The sequence below is a fragment of the Methylomonas sp. LW13 genome, from assembly GCF_016865255.1.
In the GTDB taxonomy this organism is placed as follows: Bacteria; Pseudomonadota; Gammaproteobacteria; order Methylococcales; family Methylomonadaceae; genus Methylomonas.
Window position 1 is genome coordinate 2,365,192 of sequence record NZ_CP033381.1, and the last position, 13,410, is coordinate 2,378,601.

General features: G+C 54.0%; 12 protein-coding genes. 4 read left to right on the forward strand and 8 right to left on the reverse strand.

Going from position 1 to position 13,410, the window contains the following annotated elements; translation table 11 throughout:
- Positions 1 to 24 precede the first annotated feature (24 nt).
- Positions 25 to 654, forward strand: a complete 630-nt coding sequence (locus tag JL719_RS10655) for a peroxiredoxin (protein WP_051669912.1) — start codon at positions 25 to 27, stop codon at positions 652 to 654.
- 47 nt (positions 655 to 701) lie between these two features.
- The gene (locus tag JL719_RS10660; RefSeq protein WP_033156399.1) at positions 702 to 2,342 is read left to right on the forward strand and encodes a PepSY domain-containing protein; all 1,641 of its coding nucleotides are present in this window, start codon (positions 702 to 704) and stop codon (positions 2,340 to 2,342) included.
- Between the two features lie 193 nt (positions 2,343 to 2,535).
- Here the strand turns inward: JL719_RS10660 and JL719_RS10665 are convergent, their stop codons facing one another.
- From JL719_RS10665 to cysT, 8 genes are all read right to left on the reverse strand, one after another.
- On the reverse strand, positions 2,536 to 4,179 hold the full coding sequence (locus JL719_RS10665) for a family 2A encapsulin nanocompartment cargo protein cysteine desulfurase (protein WP_033156398.1): 1,644 nt from the start codon (positions 4,177 to 4,179) through the stop codon (positions 2,536 to 2,538).
- Entirely contained in the window at positions 4,166 to 5,083 is a 918-nt protein-coding gene (locus JL719_RS10670) for a family 2A encapsulin nanocompartment shell protein (protein WP_020481377.1), read from the reverse strand. Before JL719_RS10670 ends, JL719_RS10665 begins: the two co-directional genes overlap by 14 nt.
- A gap of 99 nt (positions 5,084 to 5,182) precedes the next feature.
- Positions 5,183 to 6,112, reverse strand: a complete 930-nt coding sequence (gene epsC, locus JL719_RS10675; protein WP_033156397.1) for a serine O-acetyltransferase EpsC — start codon at positions 6,110 to 6,112, stop codon at positions 5,183 to 5,185.
- Positions 6,109 to 7,086 (reverse strand): cysteine synthase A, encoded by a 978-nt coding sequence (gene cysK, locus JL719_RS10680; RefSeq protein WP_033156396.1) that lies wholly within the window; start codon positions 7,084 to 7,086, stop codon positions 6,109 to 6,111. The genes epsC and cysK overlap by 4 nt, the downstream gene beginning before the upstream one ends.
- Before the next feature lie 342 nt (positions 7,087 to 7,428).
- Complete coding sequence (locus JL719_RS10685) at positions 7,429 to 8,331, reverse strand: LysR substrate-binding domain-containing protein (RefSeq protein WP_033156395.1); 903 nt, start codon at positions 8,329 to 8,331, stop codon at positions 7,429 to 7,431.
- Positions 8,332 to 8,437: 106 nt separating this feature from the next.
- Positions 8,438 to 9,481, reverse strand: coding sequence for a sulfate/molybdate ABC transporter ATP-binding protein (locus JL719_RS10690; RefSeq protein WP_033156394.1), 1,044 nt, complete (start codon positions 9,479 to 9,481; stop codon positions 8,438 to 8,440).
- Positions 9,482 to 9,537: 56 nt separating this feature from the next.
- Positions 9,538 to 10,401, reverse strand: a complete 864-nt coding sequence (gene cysW, locus JL719_RS10695; RefSeq protein WP_033156393.1) for a sulfate ABC transporter permease subunit CysW — start codon at positions 10,399 to 10,401, stop codon at positions 9,538 to 9,540.
- An 8-nt stretch (positions 10,402 to 10,409) separates the two neighbouring features.
- Positions 10,410 to 11,237, reverse strand: coding sequence for a sulfate ABC transporter permease subunit CysT (cysT, locus tag JL719_RS10700; RefSeq protein ID WP_033156392.1), 828 nt, complete (start codon positions 11,235 to 11,237; stop codon positions 10,410 to 10,412).
- 309 nt (positions 11,238 to 11,546) lie between these two features.
- Between cysT and JL719_RS10705 the strand changes: the two genes are divergently transcribed.
- Positions 11,547 to 11,732 carry a YezD family protein gene (locus tag JL719_RS10705; RefSeq protein WP_033156391.1) on the forward strand — a complete coding sequence of 62 codons (186 nt, stop codon included), beginning with the start codon at positions 11,547 to 11,549 and terminating at the stop codon, positions 11,730 to 11,732.
- Positions 11,733 to 11,866: 134 nt separating this feature from the next.
- Complete coding sequence (locus JL719_RS10710; RefSeq protein ID WP_084153261.1) at positions 11,867 to 13,375, forward strand: alginate export family protein; 1,509 nt, start codon at positions 11,867 to 11,869, stop codon at positions 13,373 to 13,375.
- Positions 13,376 to 13,410 lie beyond the last annotated feature (35 nt).

Here is a 13,410-nt window from a genome sequence, read left to right on the forward strand (position 1 = left end):
TCCCATCCTTTTTACGGAGTTGATATGAAACGTTTTTTCCTGGGTAGCGCACTATTGCTGTTAGTCGCGTTCTCGGCACTGGCCGGCTTGCAAGAAGGCGATGTGGCACCGGATTTCCAGACCCAAGCCTCGTTTGCCGGCAAGCCGTTTGCCTATTCCTTGAAGGAAGCGCGCGGCAAAGGTCCGGTGGTGGTGTATTTCTATCCGACCGCTTACGGGCGCGGCTGCAATATTCAGGCAAGAACCTTTGCGATCAATCACGACAAATTCGCCGCCGCCGGTGCGACGATTGTGGGCGTGTCTTTGGATAGCATCGAGCGGTTGAACGAGTTCTCGGCCGATCCTGATTACTGCGCCAGTAAATTTCCGGTGGCCTCGGATGCGGACGGCAAGATCGCCAATGCTTACGGCTTGAGCGTGGATGAATCGAAAACCGGGCGCTTGGACAGCCGCGGCGTACAAGTCAATCACGGCGCTATCGCCCGGACCACGTTTGTGGTGGCGGCGGACGGCAGGATCGTCGCCAGCGTCGGCGACTTGCAACCGGCCGAAAATGTCGAAAAGGCCCTGGAGATTGTGCAAGGTTTGGGTAAGTCCGCGCAGGCAGGTCAATATGGGTTTAAGGAAGGGTTTAGGGGGCGAAGTGCAAAGTAGTTTTCAACGGATAGTGTCATCAACAAAGGGCGTTTAGGAGGGCGGCAATGAAAAAGTCTTTGAATTGGTTGTTATATGAAACCCATCGCTGGCTGGGGGTGGTGTTGGCTTTGTTCATGTTTTTCTGGTTTTTTACCGGCATCGCGATTATTTATTCGACGCCGACCACACAAAGCCGCAGCCAGCAATTGGCGCACGCGGAAAGCCTAGCACCGGAAGTAGGCTGGTTGAGCCTTGGCGAAGCCTGGGACCGCAGTGCCGAACAACGCAAGCTGTTTGCCGTGCAACATCAATCCAAGCCGGCCAACATGGGCGAACATGGCGCGCAAGCAAAAGCCGAGATAGGTAATAGCGCCGAACAGACTGCCGGTATAGCCGATGCCCGCTTGGTAAGACGGAACGACGAGCCGTTTTGGCTGGTGGAAGATACCCAAGGCGCGCGTTTTGCGTTGTCCGCACTGGACGGCAGCTTGCGCGAAACTTCAGTGGAGCAGGCGTTACGCATCGCCGACGACTGGTTCAAGCGCGAGGGTATTAACCATAATTTGCAAGTAGTGGAAACGGTGGAAGCGCCGATTATTCTGCGCAATCAGGAGGCTTTGCGGCCGTTTCATCGGGTAGCTAGTGACGACGGCGACGAGTTGTTGATTTCGGCGCGTACCGGCGAAGTGCTGCATGCTTCGACCCGCGTCGATAGGGCGTTTTACTATGCCGGCAACTGGCTGCATTTATTCAAACCTCTGGAAGCTATCGGTCTGGGGCAATATCGCCACGATGTGCAATTATGGTCGGGCTTGGGCGCGACTATTGCGTGCATCACCGGTTTGATTATCGGTTGGTTGCGCTGGCGGCCGGGATTTAACGGCAAGCCCACTTACTCGCAAGGCCGCACGCAACCCTACCGCGAGTTTTGGTTTAAATGGCATTTCTGGAGCGGTTTGATCGGCGGGACCGTGGCGCTGTCTTGGGCGCTGAGCGGATTTATCGATACCAATCCCGGCAAATTATTTTCCGAAGCCAATCCGTCCCGGCAAGAGCTGAACCGTTATTTGGGCAAGGTGTTACCCGACGCGATGCGCAATTGGCAACCCGGCCCGCTGAATACGGCCGAGGGTAAGGACATCGTCGAGTTGGGTTGGCGGCGTTTGGGCGGCGAAGCGGTGTTATTGGCCTATGGTCGCGATGGTCAGCGATTGCCGCAAGCGGTGGATGGGGCGGTTCACCAATTCAATAAAATCTCGGTAACCGAGGCGATTCAGCGTGTGGCAGAAGATATGCCCATCGCCAGCCAGGAATTGCTGGACGATTACGATAGCTATTATTACCCGCGGCATTATCAAAGCTTGGTGGAAAAGCCCCTGCCGGTGGTAGCGGTACAGCTGGCGGACGCAGCCGGCACACGGTTTTATCTGGATCCGCAAGACGGTAGCTTGTTAGCTAAGCTGGATCGCAGTCGCCGGGTGTTTCGTTGGCTGTATTCGGGGTTGCATCATTGGGATTTCGGTTGGCTGTATCACCGGCCGATCTGGGATGCCTGGATGTTGACTTGGGTGGGTTTCGGTTTGGTATTGGGCGCCAGTTCGCTGGTGGTTGGATGGAAAAGACTGGTCAAAACCTTTAAGCCAAAAAAACGCAAGGCGGCCGGACCGCAGTCGGCGCTGGAACTGGCTACGGAAACCCGTAGTTAAGATAAATGCTCGGTAACGCCAGGATAATTGGCGTTACCGATACGTTTAGATATAAGGCCCGAGAACCAAGATGGTTTTATAGCGGCTTTTTCGCACTTCCTCACATTGAAAATGCTGTTAAAAATAGGTTGGCATGTCCAGCGCGAATATTTGAGGTCAAGACTGTATGCCGCCTTGACCCCAAAATGGTAGGCTAAAATCGCCGAGAAGTGCACTGCAACCGTTTTAGGGTTGCCGTTAACCTATCGATTTCCTCGTAAGTGTTATAAAACGCCAACGAGGGTCTTACGGTACTTTCCAAGCCAAAGCGGCGCAAAATGGGCTGTGCGCAATGATGGCCGGAGCGCACGGCGATGCCGGCCTCATTCAAGGCTTTACCAATATCTTGAGTGCTATGACCGTCTATCACGAACGACGCCACGCTGGTTTTTTCCGGCGCGGTGCCGATCAACCGCAGTCCGGGAATGGCCTGTAACGCATGCATGGCGTAAACCAGCAACTCATGCTCGTAGCGGGCTACATTTTCGATACCGATCTTGTTTAGGTATTCCAGCGCCGCACCCAAACCCACCGCATCGGCAATATTGCCGGTGCCGGCTTCAAATTTGGCGGGTGCCGGTTGGTAGACGGTTTTCTCGAAGGTGACGTCTTCGATCATATTCCCGCCGCCTTGCCAAGGTTGAGTAGCCTCCAGAACTTCCGCCTTGCCGTACAGCACGCCGATACCGGTCGGACCGAAGATCTTATGTCCGGAGAATGCCAGCCAATCGCAATCCAAGGACTGTACATCAACCTTTAAATGCGACACCGATTGCGCGCCGTCCAGCAATACTTTAGCGCCGGCCCTATGAGCCAGTTCGATCATTTCTTGCGCCGGCGTGACGGTGCCCAAGGCATTAGAGACCTGGGTAAACGACACCAGCTTGGTTTTGGCATTCAGCAGTTTTTGATATTCGGACAAAATCACTTGGCCGTTATCATCGACCGGAATGACTCTGAGTACCGCTCCGGTCTCCGCGCACAATTGCTGCCAGGGCACGATGTTGGCGTGATGTTCCAGCCAGCTGATGACAATTTCGTCACCCGCGCCAATGTTTTGCTTGCCCCAACTTTTGGCAACCAGGTTGATGGCTTCGGTAGCGCCACGCACGAACACCACTTCATCGGCGGACGAGGCATTGATAAAACGCGCGACGATTTGTCGTGCGCCTTCATAGGCATCGGTAGCTCGTGCCGCTAATTCATGCGCGGCCCGGTGGATGTTGGAGTTTTCGTGCTGATAAAACTCGGAAATCCGATCAATCACTACCTGCGGCTTTTGCGTGGTCGCGGCGTTATCCAGCCAGGCCAGCCGATAACCGTTTACGCGCTCTTGCAAAATCGGAAAGTCTCGCCGCACTGCATGCACATCAAATGGCGGATGCGCAGAACCTAAACCCGGTATTTGCGCCGCGCGAGCCAATGCCGATACGTCGTTTAAAAAATAAAACGATGAAGCGCTGGGCGTGGTGGGTTGGCTTTTACCAAACGGTGTGGCAAGGGCCGTTTGCAAATCCGCTGTACCAGGCAAAGCAAAACTGCGTTGCACCAGGGCTGAGATAGCCGTGTCGTCAATGCCGGGCCGGGAGTCGAAACCGGAGCTGACGTTATTAAACGGTACGGCAGTTGCCGCCGAGACCGGCACGGTATCGATGGCTTCGCCAGCATTAGGCACTTCCAGGAAAATCTGATTGGCCAAGCGCGTCAATTCGGCGGCATCCGGCAAGCCCGCGGGCACGGTGCCGCCGCTCAGCGCTTGTTGCGCCAGGCCAGCCAGATCACTGTTATTGGTAGTCATAGTAGTTGCCTATTTCGACGTTCTCCAATACGCCGATGGCGTCCTCGGTCAACACCGCCAGCGAGCAATACAGCGATACCAGATAGGAGGCGATAGCTTTGTGGTTGATGCCCATGAAACGCACGGACAGGCCCATGCTCAGTTCGTCGGTCAGATTGGGTTGATACAAACCGACTACGCCTTGACGGCTTTCGCCGGTGCGCAACAGCAGGATATTGGTTTTGCCGTTGGTGATTTTTAGCTTGTCGGTCGGAATCAAAGGCAGGCCGCGCCAAGTTAAAAATTGCGAACCGAACATGGAGATGGTTGGCGGTGGTGTGCCGCGGCGGGTAGCTTCGCGGCCGAAGGCGGCGATGGCGCGTGGGTGGGCCAGGAAGAAGGCGGGTTCTTTCCAGACTCGGGCAATCAACTCGTCCAGATCGTCAGGAGTTGGCGAGCCTTTACGGGTTTGTACTTTTTGCGCGGGCGCGACGTTGTTTAACAAGCCGTATTCGGCATTGTTGATCAGCTCGCTTTCTTGACGCTCTTTGACGGTTTCGATAGTCAAACGCAACTGTTCGTGGATTTGGTTGTAAGGGCTGCTGTACAAATCAGCGACGCGGGTGTGAACGTCCAGTACGGTGTTGACGGCGTTCAAGCGATATTCGCGGCCCCATTCTTCGTAATCCACATAGGTTTGCGGCAGCACTTTTTCATCGAGGCTGGAGCAGTCGACGGCGATGCTGGTTTCGCTTTTAACTTTGTTGACCCGGTAAATACCCGCTTCGACTGGTACCCAGTGCATCAAATGCACCAGCCAGCGAGGCGTGATCGTACCCATCATGGGCACGGTTTTGGTGGCGTTGGATAAGGTGCGCGCAGCGACGTCGCCTAACGCGGTATGGGCTTGATGAATGTCTGACATGGTGATTTTCCTTTCTTAGTGGGTGGTGGTTGGTTAAAGTGTTTTTAGTGACGGATTAATGAATGTTGGTTTGAAAAAGTGCCGATTTGCCGTTGAGTCTTAAATCCCGCCGCCGCCGGCAAATACTTCGGTCCGATACTGGCCCTGGCTTACCAGGCTGTCCGGCGGCACGCTGTGGGTGAGCCAGACGTTGCCGCCTATCGTCGAACCCCGGCCTATCGTGATGCGGCCCAAAATTGTGGCACCGGCATAAATCACCACGTCGTCTTCGACGATGGGGTGGCGGGCGTTACCCTTAACCAGAATGCCGTTGTCGTCCTTGTCAAAGCGTTTGGCGCCCAGCGTGACTGCTTGATATAAACGCACCCGCCGGCCAATGACCGCGGTTTCGCCGATTACCACGCCGGTGCCGTGATCGATAAAAAAGCTTTCGCCGATTTGCGCGCCCGGATGGATGTCGATCCCAGTGGCGGAATGCGCAACTTCGCTGATCACGCGCGCCACCAACGGCAGACCCAATTGGTACAGCACATGCGCTAGTCGGTGATGAATCACCGCGGTGATGCCTGGATAGCAAACCAACACTTCATCGGCGCAACGCGCGGCGGGGTCGCCCTCGTAGGCAGCTTGAATATCTGTGTCGATCAATTGCCGCACAGCAGGCAACTGGGCCGCAAACTGCCGGGTGATGTCTGTCGCTTGGCTGCGAGTATCCAGGGATAGGCCTTGCTGTTCGGCGACAAATTGCAATTCCAGGCCGATTTGCCGTTGCAATTGCCGTAGCAGACTATCCAGCGTGTGGCCGACGAAATAATCGATGCCTTCGTCAGTCAGGTCGGGCATTCCTAGTCGGTTTGGGAACAGCGCCGCGCCCAAGTTGTCGACGATTTGGCTCAAAATCTTACGGGAAGGCAATTTGGGCGGATGCTCGCGGCGATGCCGGTTTTCCAGGGATTGCAGGCGCAGTTCGCGCAGTTCTGCAACCAGAGCATCGATTTCCCAGCGTTGGCCGTGTTCGCTTAAGGTCATAGCGCTACACCTTGCGGGTCAAACAGGCCTTCGAACAAGGCCGAGCTCAAATAGCGCTCGCCGGAGTCCGGCAAAATGACCACAATGGTTTTGCCTTCGTGTTCCGGACGCTTTGCCACCCGTACCGCGGCGGCCACTGCCGCACCGCAGGAAATGCCGGCCAAGATGCCTTCCTCGCGCGCCAGACGGCGGGCATAGGCTATGGCATCGTCATTGCTCACCAGAGCGATTTCGTCAACCAGGGACAAATCCAGCACATCCGGCACGAAGCCGGCGCCTATGCCTTGAATCTTGTGTGGTGCCGGTTGTAGCGGTTCGCCGGCTCGGAATTGGCTCAGTACCGGGCTGGCCTCAGGTTCCACCGCAATGGAAACGATAGGTTTGCGCTGCTTGAATTTGATATAGCGCGAAACGCCGGTAATGGTGCCGCCGGTGCCGACGCCGGAGACTAAAATGTCGATGGCACCGTCACTGTCGGTCCAGATTTCCGGGCCAGTCGTGAGTTCGTGGATGCTGGGGTTGGCGGGATTTTTAAATTGTTGCAGCAGTACATAGCGGTCCGGATCGGACGCGGCAATTTCTTCGGCTTTGGCTATCGCGCCTTTCATGCCCTTGGCGCCTTCGGTGAGGACCAGTTTGGCGCCATAAGCCACCAATAATTTGCGCCGTTCCAGACTCATGGTTTCCGGCATGGTGAGCGTTAGTGGAATGCCGCGCGCGGCGGCTATGAAGGCTAGGGCGATGCCGGTATTGCCGCTGGTGGGTTCTATCAGTTCTTTGCCGTCGGTCAGCAAGCCGCGTTGCTGGGCGTCGTTAATCATCGCCGCGCCGATGCGGCATTTCACGGAATAGGCTGGATTGCGGCCTTCGATTTTAGCCAGCAAAGTCACCGGCGCGCCGTCGGTAATGCGGTTTAGCCGGACTAATGGGGTTTTGCCTATTGATTGCGAGTTATCTGGATACCAATGCGTCATGACGGTATTACTCCCTGTCGGATTTCTGCGGGCCAAAAAAAAAGCCAGCAGCCTGCTTATCAATTCAGGCGTACTGGCTTCCGGTGGTCCGGTCAGCGATTTTTTTTAAAGTACTTGGTTTAAACGAAGGCTGTCAATACAGGTTCGATTGGTTCGGTTATCTGTAATGCCTATTTGAGATATATAAATCTAAAAATATGATTTACCTCGGTGCAAGGAGCTTGCGGCGGTGGTTGGGCGGTTTGTAAGTCTTTGTTTTTGCGTGAAGGATCGCAAAGTCGAAATTTTTACGGCGGTTCTTATGATAAATATCGAAATCAAAACCGAAATTCGTGCCGGATTTTAATATTCATGCTCCTTGGCGGCTTTGGCAAGCAGCTCGTTAATGAAATATTGCAAATAAGTGGGTAGATATAATTGCTTCAAATAGGCGATTTTCGTCACCGAACGCGGGATCAGGTGCGATAAATCCCTGGCGACCAAATCATTGTCGTTGCGCGCTTCGTAAGACGTACCGGCGATAATCCCCACGCCTAAACCCAATCTGACATAGGTTTTGATAATGTCGGAATCGGCGGCGGACAGCGTTATGTCCAGTTCCTTGCCGGCGTTCTTAAAGGCTTTTTCGATGGTCGAACGGCCGGTATAGCCTTGCGAGTAAGTCAAAATCGGAAATGCGGCCAGCCGGCCCAAGGTCACATCGCCTTGCGCCAAGGGGTGATGGCGCGGCACTACGGCGATGTGTTGCCATTCGTAGCAGGATTTGACGACCAGTTTCTCGTCCTCGTCCAGCTTTTCGGTGCAGATGGCAATATCGGCCCGATGCTGATGGAGCTGCTCTATTAATTCTTGTGGCGAGGATTGCACCATGTAAATGGTGATGCCCGGATATTTCTCCCGGAATTTTTGCACCGGTTCCGGCAGCAAGTATTTTGCTTGAGTATGGGTGGTGGCGATATGCAAGGCGCCGTTGCGATTCTCCCGAAAGTCGTCGGCTATCGACAAGATGTTCTTTTTGGCTTGATTGATTCTGTCTACCTGCTCCATGACCTGCTCGCCCAGCGGTGTCAAACCCAGCAGTTTTTTGCCGTGGCGTTCGTAGAGCGGCGAGCCCAATTCCTCCTCCAATAATTGTAACTGTCGGCTGGCGGCCGACTGCACCACATGCATGATTTCCGCGGCTTTGGATTGGTTGAACTGGGTGTCTTTGAGGACGCGCAATAATTCAAGCTGATTTAGATTCATATCGGTCTTTCCATGGGGTGATTTGAGCGATGGGCAACAATCGCGAACCGGGTCAAATGCCGGTACCGGGCTATGTTTGGCATAGCCCGAACTATGAGGGGTGCTGTCAATTAAACCAATGCGCTTGTTTGATATGCACCGCCACGCGGTCGCCCTTGTTTAAATTCAGTTGTTTGAAGCGTTCGTTGGGCATCTCCGCAAACAGCGTCGCACCGGAACCGTTATGTTGCGGATTGAACAGTTCGATGCGTATCGTCGCGCCCAGATGTTGCCAGTCCTTCAAGGTTACCGGCGAGCCGGAGGCTTCTTCGGCTTTGACGATGTCGATATGATGCGGGCGGACGTGCGCGAAGATGCCTTGCGGTTTTTCCGCCAGAATCCCTGCACGTTGCAGCCAGTTGCTTTCGGTTTCCGATAGATCGAAGACGTTGGTTTGCCCGATGAATTTAGAGACAAAGGCATTGGCCGGGTGATCGTAAATATCCGCCGGGGCGCCTTGTTGCTCGATACGGCCTTGATTCAATACGACGACTTGGCTGGCCACTTCCATGGCTTCTTCCTGATCGTGGGTCACAAAAATACTGGTGACATGGAGTTCCTGATGCAGATTGCGCAGCCATTGCCGCAGATCTTTGCGCACGCTGGCATCCAATGCACCGAACGGTTCGTCCAGTAACAATACGCTGGGCTCTACCGCCAGGGCTCTAGCTAAAGCTATCCGCTGCCGTTGGCCACCTGACAATTGATCCGGGAAGCGGTCGGCCAGCCAATCCAGTTGTACCAACTCCAACAAAGAATGCACTTTTTTGCTGATAAAGGCTTCGGTAGGCCGTTCCTTGCGTGGCTTGACCCGCAAACCGAAGGCGATGTTGTCGAACACCGTCATATGCCGGAACAAGGCGTAATGTTGAAACACAAAACCAATCCCGCGCCGGCTGACATGTTGCTCGGTCTTATCTTCGCCGCTGAGCAGTACCCGGCCGAAATCCGGGGTTTCCAGGCCGGCGATGATCCGTAACAAGGTGGTTTTGCCGCAGCCGGATGGGCCCAGCAAGGCCACCAGCTCGCCTTCCGGAATTTCCAGGTTGACGTCGTATAAGGCGGCAAATTTGCCGAAGTTTTTGCTGATGTTGTTTAGCAGAATACTCATGTTTTTATCTCAATACCGGATGTTAAACGCCTCAGAATGTCGGCGTATTTTCGTCTTTAGGCTCTGGCCTGCTTCCATTCCAAAACGCTTTTCAAAACCAGCGTAACGATGGCCAGGCAGGCTAATATCGAGGCGCTGGAAAATGCGCCGATCACGTCGTAATCGTTGTAACTGACTTCCACATGCAAGGGCAGGGTGTTGGTCACGCCGCGAATATGGCCGGATACCACGGATACCGCGCCGAATTCGCCCATCGCCCTGGCATTGCAAAGCAACACGCCGTACAGCAAGGCCCATTTGATATTGGGTAAAGTCACTTTAAAGAATGTCTGCCAGCCGCTGGCACCCAGCGATAGCGCTGCTTCTTCTTCCTCGTTGCCCATTTCCTGCATCAGCGGAATCAGTTCGCGCGCCACAAAAGGAAAGGTGATAAAGATGGTTGCGAGCACGATGCCGGGCACCGCGAATATCACTTTAATGTCATGCTCGGAAAACCAATGTCCGAACCAGCCTTGGGCGCCGAACATCAGCACAAAAATCAGTCCCGAAATAACCGGCGATACCGAGAACGGCAAATCGATCAAGGTGGTCAATAAGCTTTTGCCCCAAAACTCGAAACGGGTGATGGCCCAGGCTGCGGCGACGCCGAATACGGTATTCAGCGGCACGGTGATCAATGCCACCAGCAAGGTCAGCTGCATCGCGGCGATGGCATCCGGTTGCGCCAGCGCTGTCCAATAGGCTTGCCAACCTTTGGAGAACGCCTGATACAACACCAAACCTAGCGGGACGCACAGAAACAACACAATAAAACCTACCGCGATGCCGACCAGGCCCCAGCGCACCCAAAATGGATCGTGCAGTGCTTTGAAGTGTGCTTGGCCGGTGGCGTCGCTAATCACATGAACATTGGCGTGCATGATGCCTCCTAAATTTGCCCGGAGCGGCGGCGCGCCCAGAGCTGCAATAAATTAACGATCAGTAGCAACAAAAACGACACTAGCAGCATCGTCAGTGCAATCGCCGTCGCCCCGGCATATTGGTACTGCTCCAGTTTGGTGATGATCAACAGCGGGACAATTTCCGAGACATAAGGCAGATTGCCGGCGATAAAGATCACCGAACCGTACTCGCCAACCCCGCGGGCAAACGCCAGCGATACGCCGGTCAACAGCGCCGGAAAAATGTTGGGAAAGATCACCTGCGCAAACACTTGCAAGCGAGTAGCGCCCAGACTGGATGCGGCTTCTTCCATTGTGGTATCAAATTCCTGCAATACCGGCTCGACGGTTCGCACTACGAAGGGGATGCCAATAAAAATTAACGCCACCACAATCCCCAGCGGCTTGTAAGCCACTTGCACGCCCAATGAGCTCATCAACCATTTACCTAGCATGCCGCTGGGCTGAAAGATGGTTGCCAGGATCACGCCGGCCACTGCCGTCGGTAAGGCAAACGGTAGGTCAATTAAAGCGTCTAAAAAGCGCTTGCCGGGAAAGGGATAGCGCACCAACACCCAGGCGATGACAAATCCGAATACGCCGGCCACCAAGGCGGCAATCAGCGACGTGCCGAAGCTGACCCGAAACGACGATACCACTCGATTATTGCTAATGATGTCCAGATACTCGCCCCAACCTAGTTGCAAGCTCTTAAATACCAGGGTGCTTAATGGGATCAGAACCACCAGTCCAAGGTAGAACAAGGTGTAGGCCAGTGCCGGTCGAAAGCCCGGCATGATATTGCTTTGGGTCATGGTGTTTCTCTGGAAACAGTCAGTAGGTGCTGACAGGATAGAGAAACTTAAATGCCAACGGAAATGATATAAATTGAATTGATAATCTTTTATTTAGATAACAAGCGGGCGAATTTTGGCTATTGCGGCCAGGATGGGAAGGTAAATATTCGCCATGTCATATATCCAATTAACAGATATATATTTCTGTTTATATCGTTTTCAATCGCTTTGTGGTTTTCTTACCATTTGTCCACGGTCATTGGCGCTAATGCTGCCAAGACAAGGATTCATCAAACCACGATAACCCACCATACCTCAGGAGGCTATATGGCGATTGAACTTAACGGCCATGCATTGAAGCAAGGCGATAACAAGGAGATTGCATTGCAAATTGCGACGATTGTGCAGGATATTCGGTTTGGCTCGGTTGAAGTCGTGATTCACGACGGCCGCATCGTCCAGATCGATAAGCGCGAACGTTTTCGGCTGGGCCAGCAAAAAGATTCTGTATAAGCGGGTTCCAACTAGACTAAGGCTAACGCCGCTAAATAGTTGTTCGCTTGTTGCCACTCAGCCAAAGGACGGCGAGATGAGCAGAATCTTTTTGTGTACCGGCCATTAACTACTCTAAACCCACAGTTACCCACATGAAACGACCTTTAATTTATACAGTACGGGCAGCAGGTGCACTTGGCTTGTTGCTGGCTTGGCCGGTCCTGGTCAACGCCGAAGATTATTATGTCCCGACCAAAGGCTATCGCGTCGAACCTGCGCCAACCGATCCGCCTTTGTACGTGCGCAATTTGAGTAAAACCCAGTTCGAGCAATTTCGCGATGTGAAATGGCTGGATGTCGGGCTGGATTTTCGGACCCGCTACGAATACCGCGAAAACGACTTCAGGCCGCAACGCTCAGGCACCTCAGAGTGGCGGCCCGATGCCGATAACCTGTGGCTGCTGAGGACCCGCGCCTACGTCGGCATCAAAGAAATCCTCGATCCGTTACGCTTTGCGGTCGAAATGGAGGATGCGCGCAGTTATAACGGTTTGTACCCGAAAACCGATGCCGATGTGAACGAGTTTGAGATGATCCAGGGCTATGGTGAGTTGTATTTCGCCAATGCCTTAGGCCATAACCGGCCCCTCAGTATTCGTGCCGGCCGTATGCACTTGGAATTGCTGGATAGGCGTTTGATTGGTAACAACGAGTTCCGTAACACCACCAACAACTTCGAAGGTTACCGAGTACACTTCGGCAAGAAGCAGAATGACTGGGATTTGGATACTTTTGCCTTGCAACCGGTGGAGCGCTACAAATACGAATTCGACCAACCGGATGAAGACACCTGGATCTACGGCGCCGTACTCAGCCTGAAACAATGGTCCGAGTTTGTCACCATCCAGCCTTATTTCTTGGGGCGCAAAACCGACGGTGATCCCGCCAACCGGGTGGCAGCCAATCGCAAGGCCAGTATGGATATTTATGCGCCGGGTCTTAGAGCTTACGGCTTTTTCGGCGGCGGCTTTGATTTCGATGCCGACATCAATAAGCAATTCGGGCGCTTCGGCTCCTTGTCCGGGACGCGGGAGACCTTACGCCAGCACGACGCCTTGGCCTACTCCTTGGAATTAGGTTACAGCTTCGACCACGATTGGAAACCCCGCGCCAGTCTCTATTACGGTTACGGCACGGGCGATAAAAACGCCGGCGACAACATCAATCAACGCTTCGATGCGTTCTACGGCTTTAACCAACCCTGGTCGCGGAATGATTATTTCTCCTGGGACAATATCATCGCGCCGAAGGCCAGACTGGAGTTTTCGCCTTACAAAGACGTGCGTATCGATACCGGCTACAACGCTTACTGGGAGGAAAGTGCGGCCGGTGGCTGGAACCGGGCCGGTTTGCGCGACACCACGGGCCGCAGCGGGACTTTCCTGGGACACGAGTTTGATATTCGCCTGCGCCATAAACTGAATGCCTATGTGGATTGGAGCATGAGCTATGCACGATTTACCCCTGGCGACTTTACCGAAGCCAGAGCCGTAGGCGTGTCGCAAGGCGGGCAGGGCTCTTATACCAACGAACCGAGTAATTTCTTCTACTTTGAAGTGTCTTTAAACGCCTTTGGCGATGGTAAGCCTACTTACAAATAAACACTCCCGCCGGCGCGGGTGCGACAACGTTTAAG